Annotated in this window: 17 protein-coding genes; 1 reads left to right on the top strand and 16 read right to left on the bottom strand. The window is 61.6% G+C overall.

Translation table 11 applies throughout. The annotated features are described in order from the left end of the window. Positions 1-9: 9 nt before the first annotated feature. On the bottom strand, positions 10-1,815 hold the full coding sequence (gene msbA, locus ACMGF8_RS07660; RefSeq protein ID WP_102862877.1) for a lipid A export permease/ATP-binding protein MsbA: 1,806 nt from the start codon (positions 1,813-1,815) through the stop codon (positions 10-12). Positions 1,816-1,971: 156 nt separating this feature from the next. Between msbA and ACMGF8_RS07655 the strand changes: the two genes are divergently transcribed. After that, complete coding sequence (locus ACMGF8_RS07655) at positions 1,972-3,834, top strand: O-antigen ligase family protein (protein WP_102862876.1); 1,863 nt, start codon at positions 1,972-1,974, stop codon at positions 3,832-3,834. An 81-nt stretch (positions 3,835-3,915) separates the two neighbouring features. On the opposite strand, the gene ACMGF8_RS07650 is transcribed toward ACMGF8_RS07655, so the two are convergent. The 15 genes from ACMGF8_RS07650 to waaF all read right to left on the bottom strand — a co-directional run bounded on the left by ACMGF8_RS07650 (position 3,916) and on the right by waaF (position 19,875). Beyond that, positions 3,916-4,536, bottom strand: a complete 621-nt coding sequence (locus tag ACMGF8_RS07650; protein WP_102862875.1) for a CatB-related O-acetyltransferase — start codon at positions 4,534-4,536, stop codon at positions 3,916-3,918. A gap of 15 nt (positions 4,537-4,551) precedes the next feature. Then, a complete protein-coding gene (locus tag ACMGF8_RS07645) occupies positions 4,552-5,436 on the bottom strand; it encodes a glycosyltransferase (RefSeq protein WP_102862874.1) in 885 nt (294 codons plus the stop codon). Next, a complete protein-coding gene (locus ACMGF8_RS07640; protein ID WP_102862873.1) occupies positions 5,433-6,587 on the bottom strand; it encodes a glycosyltransferase in 1,155 nt (384 codons plus the stop codon). The genes ACMGF8_RS07645 and ACMGF8_RS07640 overlap by 4 nt, the downstream gene beginning before the upstream one ends. Beyond that, positions 6,584-7,468, bottom strand: a complete 885-nt coding sequence (locus tag ACMGF8_RS07635; protein ID WP_102862872.1) for a DUF6625 family protein — start codon at positions 7,466-7,468, stop codon at positions 6,584-6,586. The genes ACMGF8_RS07640 and ACMGF8_RS07635 overlap by 4 nt, the downstream gene beginning before the upstream one ends. Positions 7,469-7,522: 54 nt before the next feature. After that, the gene (locus tag ACMGF8_RS07630) at positions 7,523-8,935 is read right to left on the bottom strand and encodes a PIG-L deacetylase family protein (protein ID WP_102862871.1); all 1,413 of its coding nucleotides are present in this window, start codon (positions 8,933-8,935) and stop codon (positions 7,523-7,525) included. An 8-nt stretch (positions 8,936-8,943) separates the two neighbouring features. Further along, positions 8,944-9,840, bottom strand: coding sequence for an antimicrobial resistance protein Mig-14 (locus ACMGF8_RS07625; protein WP_102862870.1), 897 nt, complete (start codon positions 9,838-9,840; stop codon positions 8,944-8,946). Continuing rightward, on the bottom strand, positions 9,840-10,970 hold the full coding sequence (locus ACMGF8_RS07620) for a glycosyltransferase (RefSeq protein WP_102862869.1): 1,131 nt from the start codon (positions 10,968-10,970) through the stop codon (positions 9,840-9,842). The genes ACMGF8_RS07625 and ACMGF8_RS07620 overlap by 1 nt, the downstream gene beginning before the upstream one ends. Then, on the bottom strand, positions 10,954-12,711 hold the full coding sequence (locus tag ACMGF8_RS07615) for a carbamoyltransferase (RefSeq protein ID WP_102862868.1): 1,758 nt from the start codon (positions 12,709-12,711) through the stop codon (positions 10,954-10,956). Before ACMGF8_RS07615 ends, ACMGF8_RS07620 begins: the two co-directional genes overlap by 17 nt. 202 nt (positions 12,712-12,913) lie before the next feature. Continuing rightward, positions 12,914-14,368, bottom strand: coding sequence for a lipopolysaccharide kinase InaA family protein (locus ACMGF8_RS07610; RefSeq protein ID WP_102862867.1), 1,455 nt, complete (start codon positions 14,366-14,368; stop codon positions 12,914-12,916). Then, positions 14,368-15,120, bottom strand: a complete 753-nt coding sequence (locus ACMGF8_RS07605) for a lipopolysaccharide kinase InaA family protein (RefSeq protein ID WP_416759178.1) — start codon at positions 15,118-15,120, stop codon at positions 14,368-14,370. The genes ACMGF8_RS07610 and ACMGF8_RS07605 overlap by 1 nt, the downstream gene beginning before the upstream one ends. Continuing rightward, entirely contained in the window at positions 15,117-15,851 is a 735-nt protein-coding gene (locus ACMGF8_RS07600) for a lipopolysaccharide kinase InaA family protein (RefSeq protein ID WP_416759176.1), read from the bottom strand. Before ACMGF8_RS07600 ends, ACMGF8_RS07605 begins: the two co-directional genes overlap by 4 nt. Further along, a complete protein-coding gene (gene rfaP / locus ACMGF8_RS07595; RefSeq protein ID WP_102862864.1) occupies positions 15,851-16,657 on the bottom strand; it encodes a lipopolysaccharide core heptose(I) kinase RfaP in 807 nt (268 codons plus the stop codon). The genes ACMGF8_RS07600 and rfaP overlap by 1 nt, the downstream gene beginning before the upstream one ends. After that, positions 16,654-17,778 (bottom strand): glycosyltransferase family 4 protein, encoded by a 1,125-nt coding sequence (locus ACMGF8_RS07590; protein WP_102862863.1) that lies wholly within the window; start codon positions 17,776-17,778, stop codon positions 16,654-16,656. The genes rfaP and ACMGF8_RS07590 overlap by 4 nt, the downstream gene beginning before the upstream one ends. Continuing rightward, on the bottom strand, positions 17,778-18,839 hold the full coding sequence (gene waaC, locus ACMGF8_RS07585) for a lipopolysaccharide heptosyltransferase I (RefSeq protein WP_102862862.1): 1,062 nt from the start codon (positions 18,837-18,839) through the stop codon (positions 17,778-17,780). The genes ACMGF8_RS07590 and waaC overlap by 1 nt, the downstream gene beginning before the upstream one ends. Before the next feature lies 1 nt (position 18,840). Then, positions 18,841-19,875: a lipopolysaccharide heptosyltransferase II gene (gene waaF / locus ACMGF8_RS07580; protein ID WP_102862861.1), complete on the bottom strand. Its 1,035-nt coding sequence runs from the start codon at positions 19,873-19,875 to the stop codon at positions 18,841-18,843. Positions 19,876-19,967 lie beyond the last annotated feature (92 nt).

Genomic DNA, 19,967 nt, shown 5'->3' with positions numbered 1-19,967 from the left:
CGGAAAGACTCAGGCGATCCCGGTGGGTGCGGGCTCTTCCAGCCCCATGGCATGCAACCGCGAGTAGTAGCCATTCTGGGCCAGCAACTGGGCATGAGTGCCGCGCTCGACAATCCGTCCCTGATCCATGACCAGGATCATGTCCGCCTTCTCGATAGTGGACAGACGGTGCGCAATCACCAGGGTGGTACGTCCCTTCATGACCTTGTCCAGGGCAGCCTGGATATGCCGCTCGGACTCGGTGTCCAGGGCCGAGGTGGCCTCGTCGAGAATCAGCAGCGGAGCGTTCTTCAGCAAGGCCCTGGCAATCGCCAGGCGCTGACGCTGGCCACCCGAAAGCAGCACGCCGTTCTCCCCCACCTGAGTGTCGAGGCCTTCTGGCAACTGGGCGATGAAGTCCATGGCGTAGGCGTCGGCCGCGGCCTTTTCGATGTCAGCCCGCGGTGCCCCGGCCAGGTCGCCATAGGCAATGTTGTTGGCCACGGTGTCGCTGAACAGGGTGACGTGCTGGGTAACCTGGGCGATATGCCGACGCAGGTTCAGCAGGCGGTAATCTTCAACCTCGGTGCCGTCCAGAAGGATCTGGCCCTTGTCATGGTGATAGAAGCGCGGGATCAGGTTGGCCAGGGTCGACTTGCCGCTGCCGGAACGCCCCACCAGGGCGACCATTTTTCCGGGCTCGACGCTGAAGCTGATGTCGTCCAGCACCTGACGCTCGGTACCTGGATAGGTGAAGCTCAGGTTACGCACTTCCAGGTGTCCGCTGATGCTGGCGTGTTCCACCGTGCCATGATCGACCTCGGGCTCGACGTCCAACTGTTCGAAGATGCTTTCCGCGCCGGCCACGCCTTTCTGGATGGTGGAGCTGACTTCCGACAGCTGACGAATGGGCTTGGGCAGCAACCCGGCCATGGTGATGTAGGCCACCATTTCCCCCGCCGACGCATCGCCACGCAGGTACAGGACCAGGAACATCAGCACCGCCATGGCGCTGTAGATCACCAGTTGCAGCAGCGGCGTGTAGATCGCGCCGGTGCGGGTCATGCGCAGTTGCTTGTCGGTGTTGCCCTGGCTGGCCGCTAGAAAGCGCTGCTGCTCATAGGTCTCGCCGCCAAAGCTGCGCACCACGCGATAGCCCTGGATGGTTTCCGAGGCAACGTGAGTCACGTCGCCCATGGCCACCTGGATCTTCTTGCTTTGCTTGCGGAATTTCTTGCTGGCGGTACGCACCATGATCGCAATCAGCGGCAGGATGGCAATCATCACCAGGGTCAGGCGCCAGTTCATCCACAACAACGAGGCAAACAGGAAGATCACCGTCATGCCTTCGCGGATCACCACCTTGATCGCATCGGTCGCGGCCCCCGTCACCATGGTCACGTTGAACGTGATGCGCGAGATCAGGTGTCCCGAGTTGTGCTTGTCGAAGTAGCGGTTGGGCAAGGTCAACAGGTTGTTGAACAACTGCACCCGCAGGTCATGCACCAAGCCCAGGGAAACCTTGGCCAGGAAGTAGTTGCCCAGGTAGGAACCCAGGCCCTGCCAGGCAGCGATCAGCACGATCAACAGTGGCACCGCCTGCAGCAGCCGCATGTCTCGCAGGTAGGGCACAGTGGGAAACAGCGCAGCCTCGGGATTGGACAGGCCATCGACGAAATACTTGAGGATGTAGCCGAGCATGGGCTGGGTCGAAGCGAAGATCAGGAACCCGACGATGCTGATGAGAAACAGACCAATATAGGGCCGCACATAGCCAAGCAGACGGAAGTAGATTTTCAAGCTCGAAGGGCTTGCGCTGGGACTGGAGTCGGTCATATCACGGGAATGTCGTCAAAAAGGAGGCTGACTTTAGCACAGCTTGTTCGAGGTACCGGCACTCCCAAGGGACCGAGATTGTTCAGCTGACCAACGACACCACTCGGTATTAATCGCTATGATTGCCGGCTTAACTTCCGGGATGAACGTCTAAGCATGCAACCCAACGCTCTTCGCAACACGTCGAATCGAGTATTCGATTTCATTTGCCTGTGGATTCTGCCGCTAGGGTATCTATTGCTGCTATGCGCGCTGTTTTTCCTCCCCGGCCGCAGTCAGTTGCACAAGCTGTACTACGGCCTGTTCAGCATCCCGACGCTGATTGCCCTGTGTGCACGCCCCAGCGAACTGAAAGGACTGCTGCGCGAACCTATCTTCATCGCCATGCTGCTGTTCTGTACCTGGGCCATCGTCAGTCTGGCCTGGAGCCCGGCTGTCGACAGCGTGATGGGAGAGATCAAGACCCCTTTGCATACGCTGATGCTGTTCGCCGGCTGTACCCTGCTGGTGCGCTATCGCAATGACATAGTGCAGCCACTGATCTTCTGCGCGGCGATCGTTGCCCTGCTCGCCTCGATCTTCAATCTGTACGTCTTCGTTCGCTACCACACCCCCGATCTGCGCATGGTGGGTGCCGGAGCCTTTGACAATCCGCTGCTGAGCTCCCACGTCTTCGGTTTCTTCTGCGTCTACTGGCTGAGCCTGAGCATGACCTGTCGCCGCTACCAGATGCTCTGGCTGAGCATTCCGGCAATGGCCATCATGTTTGCCGCACTGATTGCCACCGGCTCCAGGACGCCCTTGGTGGCGCTGACCCTGGCCGCTCTCTGGCTGAGCCTCATCAGCTGGAACCGCCGCTCGTTGATGTTGCTTGCGGGCATGGCAGTAGGCGGCGCGGCGGTCCTGCTCCTGTTCTCGCAGATGCTTCTGGAGCGTGGCAGCTCTTCACGCTTCGACCTCTGGCGCCTGGCGCTGGAGCAGATCGTCAATCATCCCTGGATCGGTCATGGCTATAACGCCAGCCTGTCCCTGGACCCGGGTATCGGCTTCCTCCTGGAAGAGCCACACAACTTCGCCCTGGGGGTTCTCTACTATGTGGGCATCTTCGGCCTGCTGCCGTGGCTGTTCATGCAGGTCTGGGCCCTGCTCAAGAGCTGGCAGCTTCGCACCACACCCTTGCTGATCCTGGCTTCCAGCTGGTTGGTCTTTGGCATTGGCGCCGGCCTGACAGAAGGCGGCGGGATTCTTTCGCGTCCAAAGGAGCACTGGTTCCTGCTGTGGATCCCCCTGGCCATGATCGCCGCCCTGTGCATTCACCAGCGCGCCAGACGTTCGCCGCCCCTGCAGGTAGCCTCGCTGACCCCGGCCGCAGCCGAACAACTGCTCGCCAATGCCCAGGTCATCGAAGCCGATGGCCTGGGGCCCAAGGTCCTGCGTCTGGAGGATGGCAGTTTCTTCAAGCTGTTCCGCCCTCGTCGCTGGTACACCTCGGGAGGGTTCAACCCCTACTCCGAGCGCTTTGCCGCAAACAGCGAGCAACTGCGTGATCTGGGCATTACCACCCCGGTCATCCTGGGCCTGTACCGACTTGCCGACGGCAGCAACGCCGTGCGCTACCAGCCACTGCCTGGGCAGACCCTACGCCAGCGCCTGCAATTGGCAGGCTCGGCAGAAGAGCGTGCCCAACTGATCAAGGACTTCGGTACGTTCATGGCTCGACTGCATGAACAGGGGGTGTACTTTCGCTCGCTTCACCTGGCCAATGTGCTGGTCCTGGAGAACGGCGAATTCGGCCTGATCGATCTTGCCGATCTGCGGGTCTACCCCTCCTCGCTGAGAACTTCACTGCGCCAGCGCAATCTGCGGCACATGCAGCGCTATAGCGAAGACAGTAACTGGCTGTTCCAGGAGCACCTGAATGCACTACAGGCGGGGTATGCGCTGCCTACCTCGATGTCCCGTGCAACCGGCCTGCTGAAGCAACTGCCTGCGAGCGACGAGCGCCAAGGCGCTCACTGAAACCCTGCACCCACATCTGCACCCTGACAGTCGCACAAGGCTGTCAGGGAATCAGGTCACAGGGAATTGAGCCGCTGAACGTCAGGCCTGACGCTGCCGGGCATAAGCCAGGAAGCCTTCGATATCATCACTGCACAGCTTGTCGGCAAGCCCGTGCAACTCGGCTTCCGGCCAGTCCCACCAGGCACTCTGCAACAACTGCTGGCGCTGTTCTTCGGGGAAGCGCCACCGCAGGAAACGCGCCGGATTGCCACCGACCACCGCATAGGGCTCCACATCCTTGGTGACCAGAGCCCCCGCCGCGACAATCGCGCCATGGCCGATGGTCACACCGGACAACAGTGTGCTGTTGGAGCACAGCCATACATCACTGCCCACCCGCACATCGCCATTGGTGCCGGCGTAACCGCTGATATGCGCGGCCTGGGGCAGCATTGCGGGAAAGGGGTAGGTGCTGACCCAATCCGCACGGTGGTGACCACCAAGAAAAATCTGCACGCCTTCGGCGATCGAGCAGTAAGCACCGATGCTCAGGGTCGAACCTTCCTGCCAGTCATGCACCTCAGGCAAGCCATAACTGCCGCGGCCAATGCTGTACCCCGGATAACGCTGTTGGAAGCGCACCACGCCGCGTTCGATTTTCGGCAGTTTGCGGATCGCACGCTTGGCGCGCTTTTCAAGAAAGCGTTGAATCCAGCCCATGCTCCGGCGCCCCTTTCAGTCTTTTTCCAGCGGCGAAAAATACAAGCGGCCCAGCCCACGCCAGGTTTTCTTGTTCCAGGCCTTGAACGGAATCTGTGCCAACAATTCGCGAGCCAGTTTCCGATCGCGATTGGACACCTTGAGGAACATCGAACTGAGGAACTTGTAGCGAACCTCCTCGTACAGCGGATGCTCACTGAACAGAGCGTAGGTGCGCAGGATGTTGTCGATCATGAAGCGGTTGTTCTTGTAGGAGTTGGTGGCGTGCTTGCGATAACGCGCCATCACTACGTTCAAGCCGTCGATAAAGTAGCCCGCATGGGTGATCTTCAGCTCGATCAGCAAGTCCTCAAGGCGGATATTCGGGTCGAAACCACCGACCTTCTCCAGTGCCTCGCGGCGAATCATCAACGTCGGCGCAGGCGGGTAAGGCTTGCGCTCAAGGAACATGTCATCGAAATCCAGACGCCGGAACGGTACATCACGGCGCTGGCGATTTTCGGGAAACGGGTTGCCATCGCTGTCGATCAACTCGATATTGCCGGCGCAGATCCCGACCTCCGGCTTGCCGTCCAGGTAGGCCACCTGAGTCGCGATACGTTCGGGCAGCATAATGTCGTCGGAACCGAAGGGCACGATCAGGCTGCCCTTGGCCCGAGCGATGGCGCCATTGAGGGTATTGGTCAGCCCCTGATTCTGCTGGACGCGGAAGTCGAAACCATGCAAAGCCTGCAAACGCCGGATGCGCTCGACGCTGTCATCGCTGGAACCGTCATCCACCACCAGCAGTTCGATGTTCGAATAGGTCTGGTTGAGCACGCTGAGAATGCTCTGCTCGATATAGGGTGCGTGGTTGTAGGAGGCGATGATTACCGTCACCACAGGTTGCTGGTCTGTCATTGCTGCCTCTTGCCCGCCTGACTCAATCCCGAGTCGATCAATTGCCGGTATTCCTCGCGGAACACCTCGATATCATGTTCTTTTTGTAGATAGCGATACGCTTGCTGGCCCTTGTCGGCCAACGCCTCATCGGAGAGCCCCAGGTAATTGTCCAGTGCCGCCGTCAGCGCCGGCACATTGGCCGGCTCAACCGCCAGGCCACCGGCCCCTTCAATCAGCGGCAGCATGGCCGGTACATTGGAAGCGATCACCGGCAACTGCCCGCTCATGCCTTCCAGCAACGCCAGGCCCAAGCCTTCGGCCAATGACGGCATGGTCCAGATATCGAAGGCACGCACATACTGCAGTGCGTTCTCCTTGAAGCCCAGCAGGTGGGCCCGGCCCTGCAGGCCCAGACGCTCGATCTCGGCGCGCAGATTGGCCTCTTCGCGCCCGGCGCCAATGATCGCCAACTGAGTCTGTGGGTACTTGTCCTTGAGCTGAGCAAATGCCTGCAGCAGGTAAGTGTGGCCCTTGACCGGCACCAGGCGCCCCAGAGCACCGATCAGGCGCACGGAAGGGTCCAGCCCCAACAACTCACGAGAGCGCTCGCGGGAGTGCTGCAAGGCTTCGGCCTGTTCGATATCGATGGCGTTGGTGATCGCCCAGGTGTTCTGGTCGGTGAAACCACACCGGCAATCCAGCAGGTACTGCTTGACCGCGGGCGATACACCGACAAAACGCCAGTGCCGGTCGATCAGGCGCTGGGTCTGGCGCCGCCGGTAAAGCCGGTCGTACTCACCGAAACCATGGGAGATGCCAATGCACAGGGGGACCTTCAACCAACGGTTGAGGGTCAGCATCATGTTCACCGGCTTGAAGCGATTGCAGATCACCACATCGAACTTTTCCTTGCGGCAGAATTGATACAACCGCCACATGGCCCGCAGACGCATGCCTTTCAGGGCCTTGTCGGAAAACTCGAAATACACCGAATGATCGGCCCGGCTGACCGGATCAGCCGGCCCGGGTCGCCCACGCAGGAAGGCCGCCGTCATCTCGTACCGGTCAGCCGGCAAGGCCTTGACGATCTGCTCCGCCAGGTCGGCGAAGTCGTGGGATTTGACGTTGTAGTCCGGCTGCAATTGCAGGACCTTGAAGCGCTGACTCATAACTCTCCCCGGTGGAAGCCTGTGGCATCGATGACCCAGGAAGACTCGCTGGCCAGGGCCTGGACCACCTTGGCATCCTGCTCAGGCAAATCCGACCACTCATTGCGCTTCCAACACACAAAGTGGAAATACGGAAAACTGCGGTCGCCGTCGCGGTCATTGGTCAGATGCCCCTCCTTCCAGTACCAGCGCGTTGGAAAATCACGACTGCCGTCATGCCAGTCGATCACTCCGCCCGGCGTGCTGAACGCCTCAGTGAACTCGCTGCGACGACGCCATGGATTGAACTTGCCCACCAGCTTGAACAGCGGCTTCGGAAAATTCTTGCGCCAGAGAAAAATTCGACTGAACGCCCCTTCATCCAGTGCATGATGCTGCTGGTCGGTAAAGCGCGTCTGCCAATCCTTGATCTGCCTGAACAATTCAAGCTGGCGGGCGCTGTTGCGTATCAGGCACAAGTGCCCAGCGACGCGACGCTCGTGGGTGGAGAACAGGTCATACTTCGCCAGACGATCTGCGGTGAAGTAGGCCCGCAGGTCACCGTAGACCAGATCGATATCGCCGAAAGCCCAAAAGTCGTAGCCCTGCAGCCGATCAATATGGATATAACCCATTGCAGGCCTGATATCACAGAGCTTGTAAGCTGCATTGGGCGCAAAATCGATGTTCAGGCGCTGCGACACCAAGGCGCAATAATCAGCAAAGCTGATGCTTTCAAACTGGACGTTCGGCGGCAGATTCTCCGGAATCCCACAATCGCTGAAAAACAACCAGTCGATGTCCGGATTGCGTCGGCAGCTTTCGAGAAAAAACGGCAGCCAGAATGGCCAGCGCCCGAAATAGGGCATGAGAAACAGGATTCGCGGGCGTGGATTGATCACAAAAGACTCGCTGTCAGGTTAGGGGCACAACAGATTCCTGTGTTTATGCCGGTTTTATCGCTGCCGCAACAGCCAGAACAGTTCGTGCCGCCGCACTGCCTTGCGAAAGAACTCATTCTCTCCCAGGGTCGAAGGCACTCTACTAGCCAGAAGCCATTGTATCGACCTGCGCAGACGCCGCTTGAACGGCATTCTCGGCTGCAGGTCATGCATCATGCCCAAGGCCATGGCCTTGTCATATTGCTCTACCTGGGACAGTGGCAAACACCAGGGACGCAACTCTGTCGTCGAATCGAACACCGGCGGCAAAGCAATGCCCGCCCCCGAATCACCCATTGGCCAGCGGTCGTTGTCATGCAGGTGATTGGCATAGCCAAGCACGGTGGTCGGCTGCCAGTCCAACCCCTCCAGCGCCTGCATCACCGCCGCCTGGGCACAGATATGGTCAGGATGAGGGTCCAGTGACGGATGGGGCAGCACCAGCACTTCGGGCCGCGCCTTGAGCAGCAGCTCGCGCAGATCAGCCAACAGGTTGTCCCAGGTCGGCAGCCCATCCCGATCGGCTGGTAGCGGGAACGGATTGAACTGGCGGAACAGGCGGATATCGCTCAACTGCGCCTCACGCGAGGCCACCGGCTGTTGCGGCGCGGCCTGCATGGCAGGCAGTTGCAGACAGAAGTACCCCAGCTGTACGCAGTGCGCTTCAGGCACTCCCGCCCAACGCGGCACAGCGATACTGTCCCAGGCTCGCAAACGGCCCTTGATTCGTGCTGCCTCGGCAGCGTTCATACCCATGGCCTGATAATGCTCAGCCTCGATTTCCCCCGCTGTCAGGGTCACGATCCAGGCTTCGTCGGCCTGGCTGTACAAGCCAAAGGCTGCCAGTTCAGCATCGTCGGCATGGGGCGCAATCACCATCACTCGCTGGCGTCGGTAGTCGGGGTCGCGCCAGGCCATCAACTGCGGCTGGACCTGAATCCGACAGAATCGCCCACGCAGTTGCAGCTCGCCGCCGAGCAGCGGGCCAGTCAGGCCGCTAAGGTTGAGATAACGCAGGCCATCGACGCCCCGCTCGAACGCCTGGCGGTCGAGCGTCGGGCCGCCCAGCACCTCAATGGCCGGATCGAGAAAACGTCCGATCCAGGAACTCTTGACCTGCACCCCAAGAATCAGTGTCTCGTCCGCCGCCAGTTCCGGCACCGAGTCCAGCAGCAGGCGCCCCGCCTCCAGGCGCACTGCGAGCTGCCGAACATCGCTGCCAAAGTCATAGCAGTAGTCGTCCTTGGGCGAGTAGAACAGGTGATCGGCAAACCAGGCTTCATGGGCCAGCCAGCCAAGAACGGCCAACAGCAGCGGCAACCACCAGGCCACCAGCACGCCAATCAGCAGCAACAGCACCAGCCCCACCAACAGGGCGATTCGTTTATTGCGCCGGTGGCGCTTGAGCAGTTGCTGTTTGCGACTCATGGACGGCCTCACACCTGAAAAACCGGCACCGGATTGCACCAACGGTCCTTGTACTCACGGTCGGCGCGGCCAAAGGAAAAACGCAGCGGTTTGTCCAGGGCCCGAGCCTGTTCCCAGGCACTCTGGGTGTTGAGGAAGCTCAGCACGCTCCCCGGACTGAACTCACGCGTCTGTGGGTCAACACCACCGTTTACATACTCCACGCTGATCCACTGCGGCGCTTCGACCCGGTAGATCAACTGCACGGCAATCGGCGCATCGTTGAGGAAAATCACCGAGCCGATCAGCAGCTCGCGCAAGCGTTCCAACACCTCGGCCATGCGCTCGGCGCCAGTGGCCGCAAAGCCCCAGCGGCGCTGGAACAGGTCACAGTAGATGGCCGCCAGTTCAGCGCTGGTGAAATCACTGACCGCACGCACCACCCCGCCCGCCTCCTCCAGCAGACGCAGTTCACGGCGCTGGTTGTAGCGAAACTTCTTCGACAACTCTTCGGGGGTACGGGCCATGGCCAATTGTTCGGCCTGAGGCTTGAGGGTGCTGAAGCGCCCTTCGTTAAGCGCAGACAGGTAGCGCCCACGATGACGCAGTGGCACCTGAGCATCGGCCGCTGCCGGAAGGATCAACTCGGCATTGCCGATATCAAACAGGCCCTTCTTGCCGGCTCGCTTGAGCACGTCCTTGGACAGCGCCAGGTCCCGCCCCCAGGTGGCAATGGCCGCCTGCAGATGGCCGTCCTGTTCCCAGGCCAGATAACGCACGGGAATCTGCGCCAGGTCCGCCAGTTGCTCCACCACCAACGGATGGGTCGCCACACTGCCACCAAAGCGCTGCCAGGCATCGGCATAGGTCGACGCGTCAATGACTGACCAGCCACGTTCGCGCCAGCCTTGAAATCGATTGAGCATCAGCCCCTCGCGGTCAGATCGGTGACTTGCGGCAAACGCCAGAATACGTCCCGTACAGCACGGTCGGAGAAACGCTCGCGCAAGCGATCGAGCATCAACTCGGCACAGACCCGGCGCTGATGGTCATCCATCGCGGCCAGGTGCTGCAGGCCTTGAGCCATGTGCTCGGCGTCTCCCAGGGGGAACAGAATGCCCACACCCTCTACCACTTCCTTTGCACCGCCGCAGGCGGTGGCCAGCAAGGGCACACCGGCCGCCATGGCTTCCAGCAGGACCATGCCAAAGGGTTCGTGATCGGAGCTCAAGGCAAATACGTCGAACGCACGGAAATAGCGCCGAGCGTCCGGCACCTGACCGAGGAACAGCACGCGATCAGCCACGCCCAGTTCACGGGCCAGGGATTTCAGATCCTTCTCCAGGCGCCCGGTCCCCAGGATCGCCAGTTGACTCTGCTGCGGCAATTGCGGCACGGCGGCGGCAAAGCCCCGCAGCAAAGTGGCCTGATCCTTGTCCGGGTGCAGGCGTCCGACGTTGCCGACAATCCAGGCATCCGCGGACAGGCCCAGCTCGCTGCGGGCCTGGGCTGCGTCCAGCTGGCTGGCCTGCAAGGCTTCCAGGTCGATGCGGTTGTACAGGGTCTGGATACGCGCCGCAGGCCATTTGGGCAGGCAGGCACGCATGTCGTCGCGCACCGCATCAGAGACCCCCAACAGGCTCAGGCGCTTGCGAAACAGTCCAGCGAAGATCTGCCGGCTACGACGCTTGTAGTCGGAAAAGGCGTGATGGACACCCACTACCGGCAAGCGGGTGCCCAACAAAGCGATGTAGATCGGCTTGAAGCGGTGAGCGATGCAAAAGCTGAAATTGCGCGAGGCGGCAATCTTGCGCAGGTCACGAATGGCACCCAGCTTGAGGCCACGAATGGCCTTGGAGCTGTATTCCATGAACAGCACTTCATCGGACGCACAACCGGCAGCCACTTCGGCATCGGCGGCCCCGGTGAGAAACACCGTGGTCACCCGATAGCCGCTGCCCGCGAACAAGTTGGCGTATTGCCGGGCGCAGTCCAGGAACGGCCCGTCATAGCCGTGGCAAAACTGCAGCACATGGCGTTCAGCCGAGCGTGTCATAAGGGTCCACGCCGTCTTTGACCACCAGAATGTCTTCCATGATCAGGTACTGCAGATCGGAACCGTAGAACATGTTCAGGGCGTCGGTCGGCGAGCAGATCATCGGCTCGCCCCGGCGGTTCAACGAGGTGTTCAGCGACACGCCGTTACCGGTCAGGACTTCCAGGGCCTTCATCATGTCGTAGTAGCGCGGGTTGTATTCGCGCTTGAGCACCTGGGCCCGGGATGTACCGTCTTCGTGAACCACTTCCGGCACCCGGGTCTTCCACTCTTCAGCCACTTCGAAGGTGAAGGTCATGAACGGCGCCGGGTGGTCGACCTTGATCATCTGCGGACCGACGGTGTCGAGCATCGACGGGCAGAAAGGCCTCCAGCGCTCGCGAAACTTGATCTGCTCGTTGATCCGGTCGGCAACGCCCACGGCGCTCGGGCAACCGATGATCGAACGACCGCCCAAGGCCCGTGGACCGAACTCCATGCGGCCTTGGAACCAGGCCACCGGGTTGCCATCGACCATGATCTTGGCGATGCGTTCCGGGGTGTTGTCGATCTGCCGCCAGGCCGGTTTGTTCGGGTGACGGGCACAGGCGGCGATCACGTCTTCGTTGCTGTAGGACGGGCCGAGATAGACGTGCTCCATCTTCTCTACCGGCACCCCACGGGCATGGGAAACGTACGCAGCAGCGCCCACGGCGGTGCCGGCGTCGCCGGAAGCCGGCTGCACGAACAGCTCTTTGACTTCAGGACGGGCAATGATCTTCTGGTTCAGCTTGACGTTCAGCGCGCAGCCGCCGGCGAAAGCCAGCTTGCCGGTTTCCTTGAGGACGTCGCCCAGGTAGTGGTCGATCATCTGCAGGGCCAGTTTCTCGAACAGCGCCTGCATGCTCGCGGCGTAGTGGATGTAAGGCTCGTCGGCGATGTCGCCTTCGCGCTTGGGACCCAGCCACTCGATGAGTTTTGGCGAGAAGTAGAAACCCTTGCCCTTCTCTTTGTAGCGACGCAGGCCAATGACGTTGGCGTAGTCGGTGTTGATCACCAGTTCGCCGTTTTCAAAGCTGGCCAGGCGCGAGAAATCGTACTTGCTGGCGTCGCCATAAGGCGCCATGCCCATGACCTTGAACTCGCCGTCGAGCATTTCGAAGCCGAGAAACTCGGTGATCGCGCCATAGAGGCCGCCCAGGGAGTCCGGATCGAAGAACTCCTTGATCTTGTGGATCTTGCCGTTTTCGCCGTAGCCGAAGAAGGTAGTGGCGTATTCGCCCTTGCCGTCGATCCCGAGAATCGCGGTCTTCTCCTTGAAGCCCGAGCAGTGGTAGGCACTGGAGGCGTGGGCCAGGTGGTGCTCCACCGGCTCGATCTTGACCTTTTTCGGGTCAAAACCCAGTTGCTCCAGGCACCAGACGATCTTCTTGCGATAGCGCTTGTAGCGACGGTTGCCCATCAGGATCGCGTCCAGAGCGCGGTCCGGGGCATACCAGTAGCGCTTGGCGTAATGCCAGCGAGCCTTGCCGAACAGGCTGATCGGGGCAAACGGAATCGCTACCACGTCAACGTCGGAAGGCTTGATCCCGGCCTGTTCCAGGCAGAACTTCGCCGACTCGTAGGGCATGCGGTTCTTTGCATGCTTGTCGCGCACGAAACGCTCTTCTTCAGCGGCGGCAATCAGTTTGCCGTCGATATACAGGGCTGCTGAAGGATCATGGCTAAGGGCGCCGGACAGGCCAAGAATCGTCAATGCCACAGGGGTCTAGCCTCGTTTAGTCTGCATGCGGGCGCAGTGCGCCTTGAAAATAAAGTGTGCTCGCAAAGGGGCGAGAAACAACGAAAGGGCGGGATTATAACGTAAAAGCAGGAGCAAGCCTCTAGCGGCAAGCGCCAAGCCCGGGCGCCGCATACGCCACGGCCCGCAGCCGCTGCCAGCTGCAGCGGCCATAGGTCGCAGGTCAGGCCTCGGCGCTCTGGACGGTCTTGGGCAGCCGCCGATCAATCACTTGATACAAATTGCTGCTTTCGGGCCAGTTGCGCATGAAACGTGCGCGATCCCGGGCAAATGCCGGAGCAAAGCTGCTCTGACTGGAGTGCTGACACATGGAATCCAGATCGATCAGGGCCCAGCGATCTTCCTGCCAGAACAGATTGTGGCCCTTGAAGTCGCCATGACTGATGCGCTCCCTGATCAACTGGGCAAACAGCCGATCCAGCGCCAGCAACTCCGACTCAGGCGCCTCGCCACTGTCCACGAACGGCGCAAAACGCTCAATGATGTCAGGCCCAGGCAAGTACTCGGTCACCAGGTAGGCGCGATGGCGCAACCAGAGAAAACGCTGCTCCAGTACCGCCAGGGGCCTGGGCGTGGCAATCCCCAGGAACTCCAGGCGATTGCCTTCACGCCAGGAGTGCCAGGCCCGGCTCGGGCGCCAGAAACGCTTGAGCCAATGAGCCAAGCCCTTGATGTTGTAGCGCTTGACCACCAGGGTCCGCCCCGCGGCCTCAACCCGGCCGACACTGGCGGCGCCACCGGTCTTGTACAGATGCCCCTTATCCAACAGGGCATCGGCCTGCGCCAACACTGGCAGCATCGCGGCCTCTTCCTCACGGCGAATCGCACGCAAGGCGAAAGGTCCACGCTGCACGCTGAACAGCGTGCACTCACGGCCAACCTTGTTGAGAAAGTCCCGCAGGCGCCAGCCACGCACCTTGTTCACCTGCTTCTCCAGGGCCTCCAGAGGCAAGGCGTGCTCGGCATTGCTCAGCAGGTAATGCACCAGCAACTCTTCAGTGAAGGGTTCCAGGCTCTTGGGTAGCTGGGCGAAGAACACTCCCAGGTTTTCCAGGACCTTTTGCCGGGACAGGGGCTTGCCAGCCTCTTCGACACAGATCCCCGCGCCATCGATCAGGTGCAGCTTGCCGTCATGGCGCAGCAGGTTGTCCAGGTGCAGGTCTTCCTGCCACAGGCCCTTGGCGTGCAACTGGGCAATAGCCCCGAGGGCCTCAGCCAACACCGCGGTCTGCTCATCGGCCAGCACCGGCAGCTTTTCCACCTGCTTCCAGGCGTCGCCGAGGCTTTGCGCCCCTTCCAGGAACTCGAAGAGCAACCAGCCGCCCTCGCCTTCCTGCAAGCCGTCCGCCAGCAGCAACGGCGTGGTCAGCCCCTGCTCCGCCAGCAGGCGCACACCCTGCAATTCCCGCTGAAAATGCCGCGCTGCCTTGGGCCCCACCAGCAACTTGGCCAGCACCGGACGCCCACGCCAGACACCGGCACCGACATAGCGCTGCCCCGGCAGCACGCGCAACAGGGTCAGCAACTGCAACTGCGCCGGGCCGGCAGCGTCCGCCAGCTCCAGGCTCAGGGGCAGGGTCGGGCTGCGCCCGCTGTTTTTCAGCTCGGACAAACGCATCAGCGAGATTCCTTATGACTGCTGCGAGCACTGAGACGAGCGGCCCAGGCGCCCACCAGGGAACTGTCCAGGGGCTGGTCCAGATAGGCCGCCAACAGGCCACGCACTTCGTCGGCATTCCACACCGAAGCCCGGCGCAGTAAAGGTTCCAGATCCTTGACCCGGTCGCGCTGACCGAACAGCAAGGGCCGAGTTTTCTCCAGGTCGATCAACTGCGCCCGGTAACCCTCGCCATGGCCTTGCAGGAAAATATGCTTGGGATAGAAGCAGCCATGGACCTGACGCAAGCGGTGCAGTTGCCGGGCCAATTGCCCACAGGCCTTGAGTACCGCCTGGCGCTGAAGCTCACTGAGCTCATCCCAACGCGACAGCAGCGCATCCAGATCGTCCCAACCATCCAGGGCCCGGGTCAGGAGTATGGCTCGAGACTCGCCATTGACCTTGCGCATGCCAAAGAACACCGCCTGCAGCGCGGGAATGCCCAACTGCTGATAACGCCGGATGTTGCGAAACTCCCGGGCGAAACTCGGTTCGCCGAAAGGCCGATGCAGGGTCCGGGTCTGGTAGTTGGTCTGCCGCTTAAGATAGAACCCCTGCCCTTCCACATCCAGGCGAAAGACGCTGCTGCTGCCGCCGCGACTGGTATTGGGCTCATCCACCGCATCCAATTGCGTAGCCCACAACTGGTCAAAAGTGCCGAGACCGTTACGCTCCAGTAGCGCACGCTCCTCGGACGCCAGGAAATCAGTCATTCACGCCCCTCGAAAAATCTCACCACGTGGCGAATACGCGCCTTGTCGGCGACACTCAAGCGATCGCGCTGGCGATACTGCAGATAGAAACGAAGGCGCTGAGTGGCCGACAGATGATATTTGGCCACCTTGTCCAGGCAGGCCAGATCCTTGGTGATCCGGTACTTGAGCCAGAACCCACGCCAGAAATCGCCGTTCGGACAGTCGATCAGGTACAACCGGTCCTGATCGTCGATCAGCAGGTTGCGCCACTTCAAATCATTGTGGGTAAAGCGATGGTCATGCATGACCCGGGTATAAGCGGCCAACTGACGACTCACCCCATCGACCCAGCGCCGATCCTTGAGCCGCGGATCGTTGCGCTCGGCCAGCACCGACAGGTCCTCGGTCCGCGGCAGCTCGCGAGTGATCATCGCGCCCCGGGAGTAGGCCAGGCAGCGACGCTCCAGGCCCCAGGCCACCACATCGGCAGTGGGAATGCCCCACTTGGCGAAGCGCTTGAGGTTCTGCCATTCGAACTTGACCCGGGGCTTGCCCAGGTAGCGCCGCAGGTTCTTGCCGGCGCCGGTATAGCGCTTGACGTAGTAATTGACGCCGCCGCGCTCGACCCGAATAACCTCCGACAGAGGGTCCCGGGTCAGATGCTCGCCCTGCAGGGCAAATACCGCGTCCAGACTGCCAAAATCTTGCGTCAACTCCTGATAAGCGGGGTCCAGGTTCCAACTCGCCATCAGAGTGCATCTCCGTACCGCTGCTTACGTGCGTAGAGTTTTTCCGCCTTGCCTTCGAGCCAGGACAGCAGCGCCGCTTCTTCGGCCAGGATCTGCCGCAACGGCTGCTGGAAATAGCCCTTGAGGAAGCGCAACTTGTCGCGGCGCGTCAGGCCGATATCCAGGGCGGAGAAATACAGGGCGGCCAGGTCCTTGTTGCGCCAGCGCAGGGTGATCTTCGGCCGGGTCTGGGCACGATGCAGGTCGATCACCGAGAGTTTCAGCTCCGCAGGCGTGATGGGACGATCGGTGTGCAACAGGAAATGGCAGATGTAGCAGTCGCGGTGGTTGACCCCGGCGCGGTGCATCATGCCGGTCATGCGCGCCACTTCGGCGATCAGCGCGCGCTTGAGGGCCGGCGCAGGCGGCTGCTTGACCCAGTCGATGCTGAAGTCTTCAAGGCTGACGGTGGGCGCCAGCTCCTCGGTGACGATGAACGAGTGCTGGTCCGCCGGGTTGCTGCCGCGCTCGCCGTAGGCCACGGCGGTCATGGTCGGCACGCCCACCTGATGCAGACGCTCCAGCGCCCGCCATTCCTGACCGGCGCCAAGCACCGGCAGCTTGGCGGTGATCAGGTTCTTGACGATCTCGCCCCAGCCAATGCCGCGATGGATCTTCACGAAATAACCGCGACCGTCGACTTCCGTACGCAAGGTACGGCGCGCTTCCAGCTCACGGTAGACCTGGCCCTTCAGGCCCTCGACAGCGTCGAACGCATCGCGTCCGGCCCAGAGGCTCTTGAAGGGTTCGGCAAGCATCAACTTCATCGGTGTTGCTCCGCCAGAATCACATCCGCAGCGTGCTGCGGCATGCTGTAAAGGTCGGCCGTCTCGGCGAACGCCAGGCCATTACGGCTCCAGGTCGCGCGTGCAGCGTCGTCGGTCAACAAGGTGGTGAGGTATTGATTGAGCTGCGCCTGCTCGAACGGCTCATCCAGCACCAGGCCGCATTCGGCCTCGGCGATGTAATGGGCGTAGCCGCAGACCGCGCTCACCAGCACCGGCAGCCCAGCCACCAGGGCTTCGAGCAGCACGGTGCCGGTATTTTCGTTGTAGGCCGGATGAATCAGCAGGTCGGCTCCCAGCAGGAAACGCGGAATATCACTGCGCCCCTTCATGAACTGCACCTGGTCGCTGAGCCCCAATGCGGCACTTTGTACCTGGAATACCTTGGGGTCGTCCTGGCCGATTACAAACAGTCGGGTGCGTTTTTTCAGCGCCGAAGGCAGGGCCGCCAGCGCCTTGAGGCTGCGGTCCACGCCCTTGGTCTTGAACCCGGAGCCAATCTGCACCAGCAGCAGCTCGTCGTCCTTCAAGGCGAACTCACGACGAAAATCGGCGCGGATCTCGGCCGCGTTGGACGGTGCGCGGCGATCCTGGGCAATGCCCGGCGGCAGCAGGTGAAAGCGCTCCAGCGGGGTGTCGTAATGCTTGATGAACAGCGGCTGCTGAACCTCGGAGATCATCAGGATCTCGGTCTTGGCATCCTTGGCGAACACCGCCCGCTCGTACTCGGCGAAATGCCGGTAGCGGCCCCAGCGACGGTACAGGGAGTGCCGCAGATTCTGCGCCTTGTCCTCGAAGCAGCCGTCGGCGGCGTAGTACACGTCCAGCCCCGGCATCTTGTTGAAACCGATCAGCCGATCCACCGGACGCTTGGCCAGGTCGGCCGCCATCCAGGCGCTGAGCTTTTCGTTGCGACGATGATTGAACAGCGCCTTGACCGGCGCCACCAGCACTTCAAAGCCAGGAGGCACGTCACCTTCCCAGATCAGGGTGTAGACGCGGATCTGGTGCCCGCGGCGCTGACACTCCAGGGCAATGCGCATGAAGTCGCGCTGCAGGCCGCCAAAGGGAAAATACTTATAAAGGACAAAAGCCAATTGCATCAGCGCGGCTCCTCAGCCAGTAACAAGGTGCTCAGTCGGCTGGCGACACGCTCGGGGTTAAGGCGCGTGAAGCACAATGGCCACTCGCGCTTGATGTCATAGCGTTGCTGATCCACAGCAGTGGGCTGGTAGGTGCATTTCTTCTGCAGGCACGGCGCACAGGGGAAGTTGCTCCCCAGGTGAATCTGCACCTTGCCATAGGCACCGGTCAGGCCCGGATTGGTCGGGCCAAACAAGGATATGGTCGGCACATCCAGGGCCGCGGCCAGGTGGCCCAACCCGGTGTCCACGGCCACACAGGCCTGTGCATCGGCCAGCACCTTGGCGACCCCGGCCAGGTTCAGCTTGGGCAGAACCGTGGCGTTTTTCAGGCCACTGGCAATACGCTCCGCCCGGGCCTTCTCGACAGCATTGCCCCAGGGCAGCTTGACCTCGACCCCGAGCATGCCCATGCGCTCGGTCAGCTCGCGCCAATAGGCCTCAGGCCAGTGCTTGGTGTCCCAGGTGGTGCCGTGCAGGAACAGCACGAAGGGATTCTTGCGCGGCAGCTCCACCAACTTTTCGACATTCAGGCCGTAGTCGCCCAGGCCCTGTGGCAGGTCGTAGCCCAGGGCCACGGCGAACAGCTGGCGCACCCGCTCCACGGCGTGCTGCCCGCGGGCCACCGCCAGGCGTCGCGAGTAGAAACGCGAAGCCAGGGGCTCACGGGCCGAGTGCTTGTCCAGCCCCGCCACCGGGGCGCGCACGTAACGGGTCAGCCAGGCGCTTTTCAGCAGGCCCTGGGCATCGATCACCAGGTCGTACTTGGTCGAACGCACGCTCTGCTTGAAGCGGCGCCACTCGCCGCTCTTGATGGTCTGCCAGATATTCTTGCGCCAGCGGCGGATCGCCACTGGAATTACCTTGCCTACCGCCGGATGCCAGGAAGGAATCTCGGCGAAGCCTTCTTCCACCACCCAGTCGAACGTGATCCCCGGGATCGCTCGCGCGGCATCGGTCAGCGCCGGCAATGCATGAATCACATCACCCAGGGATGAGGTCTTGATCAACAGTACCCGCAACTTACTGGACCTCTACCACAGTGCCCTGCAACCGCTGCAGGGCTTCGTTCACCGGCTGCGGCAGGAGTTGGCGCAGGCAGTTGTAATGACCGAAGCGACAAGTGCGATCGAAACACGGACTGCACTCGATCCCCAGGCGCACCACTTCGACCTGATCCGCCAGGGGCGGGGTGAAACCCGGGGAGGTGGAGCCGTACACCGCCACCAGCGGACGATTCAGCGCGGCCGCCACGTGCATCAGCCCGGAGTCGTTGGACACCACCGAATCGGCGCAGGACAGCAGGTCGATGGCCTCGGCCAGGGAGGTTTCGCCGCTGAGATTGGTCGACTCCTCGCGCAAGCCGGGAATCAGTCGCCCGCGAATCTCTTCACCCACGGCATGATCGTTCTTCGAACCGAACAGCCAGACCTGCCAGCCCTCGCGGATCTTCGCCTCAGCCACTTGTGCGTAATGCTCGGACGGCCAGCGCTTGGCCTCGCCGAACTCCGCTCCCGGGCACAGCGCCAGCACCGGGCGATCCAGGCTCAGGCCAAACTTGGCCAGGGCCGCCTCGCGGCTTTGCGGATCGATCTGCAGGCTCGGGCGCGGATACGGCTGGGGTAATTCGGCGCCCGGCTCATAGGCCAGAGCCATGAAGCGCTCGATCATCAGCGGGTAACGCTCTTTGTCGAGCTTGCGCACGTCATTGAGCAAGCCGTAGCGGAACTCGCCGCGCCAGCCGGTGCGCTTGGGGATGCCTGCGAAGAACGGCACCAGGGCCGACTTCAGCGAATTGGGCAGCAGGATCGCCTGATCGTACTGGCCGGCCAGGGACTTGCCGATCCGCCGGCGGGTCGCCAGCTCCAGGACACCGTGGCCAAGAGGAAAGCTCAAGGCCCGACGCACCTGGGGCATGCGCTCCAGGATCGGCCGGCTCCACTCGGGGGCCAGCACGTCGATCTCGCATTGTGGATGACGCTGTTTCAGGCACTCCAAGAGTGTCTGCGCCATCACCATGTCACCGACCCAACTGGGCCCAACGATCAGAATATTCATGTGGTTTCCATAAACGAGCCGGGGAGGCATACGCCTCCCCGCCTCGAGAATCCAGCACCGCGGCCTTCACCGTCGGTTCAGTTGGGGCGAGC

It is taken from the genome of Pseudomonas sp. BNK-7 (genome assembly GCF_048072025.1).
Lineage (GTDB): Bacteria > Pseudomonadota > Gammaproteobacteria > Pseudomonadales > Pseudomonadaceae > Aquipseudomonas > Aquipseudomonas danubii.
Note: the sequence above shows the minus strand (reverse complement) of the source record. Positions and strands in the feature narration are given on the sequence as shown.

Bases quoted from the DNA above. Each gene is read 5' to 3' on its own strand.
- msbA (WP_102862877.1), bottom strand. From the start codon at position 1,815: ATGACCGACTCCAGTCCCAGCGCAAGCCCTTCGAGCTTGAAAATCTAC.
- ACMGF8_RS07655 (WP_102862876.1), top strand. From the start codon at position 1,972: ATGCAACCCAACGCTCTTCGCAACACGTCGAATCGAGTATTCGATTTC.
- ACMGF8_RS07650 (WP_102862875.1), bottom strand. From the start codon at position 4,536: ATGGGCTGGATTCAACGCTTTCTTGAAAAGCGCGCCAAGCGTGCGATC.
- ACMGF8_RS07645 (WP_102862874.1), bottom strand. From the start codon at position 5,436: ATGACAGACCAGCAACCTGTGGTGACGGTAATCATCGCCTCCTACAAC.
- ACMGF8_RS07640 (WP_102862873.1), bottom strand. From the start codon at position 6,587: ATGAGTCAGCGCTTCAAGGTCCTGCAATTGCAGCCGGACTACAACGTC.
- ACMGF8_RS07630 (WP_102862871.1), bottom strand. From the start codon at position 8,935: ATGAGTCGCAAACAGCAACTGCTCAAGCGCCACCGGCGCAATAAACGA.
- ACMGF8_RS07625 (WP_102862870.1), bottom strand. From the start codon at position 9,840: ATGCTCAATCGATTTCAAGGCTGGCGCGAACGTGGCTGGTCAGTCATT.
- ACMGF8_RS07620 (WP_102862869.1), bottom strand. From the start codon at position 10,970: ATGACACGCTCGGCTGAACGCCATGTGCTGCAGTTTTGCCACGGCTAT.
- ACMGF8_RS07610 (WP_102862867.1), bottom strand. From the start codon at position 14,368: ATGCGTTTGTCCGAGCTGAAAAACAGCGGGCGCAGCCCGACCCTGCCC.
- ACMGF8_RS07605 (WP_416759178.1), bottom strand. From the start codon at position 15,120: ATGACTGATTTCCTGGCGTCCGAGGAGCGTGCGCTACTGGAGCGTAAC.
- ACMGF8_RS07600 (WP_416759176.1), bottom strand. From the start codon at position 15,851: ATGGCGAGTTGGAACCTGGACCCCGCTTATCAGGAGTTGACGCAAGAT.
- rfaP (WP_102862864.1), bottom strand. From the start codon at position 16,657: ATGAAGTTGATGCTTGCCGAACCCTTCAAGAGCCTCTGGGCCGGACGC.
- ACMGF8_RS07590 (WP_102862863.1), bottom strand. From the start codon at position 17,778: ATGCAATTGGCTTTTGTCCTTTATAAGTATTTTCCCTTTGGCGGCCTG.
- waaF (WP_102862861.1), bottom strand. From the start codon at position 19,875: ATGAATATTCTGATCGTTGGGCCCAGTTGGGTCGGTGACATGGTGATG.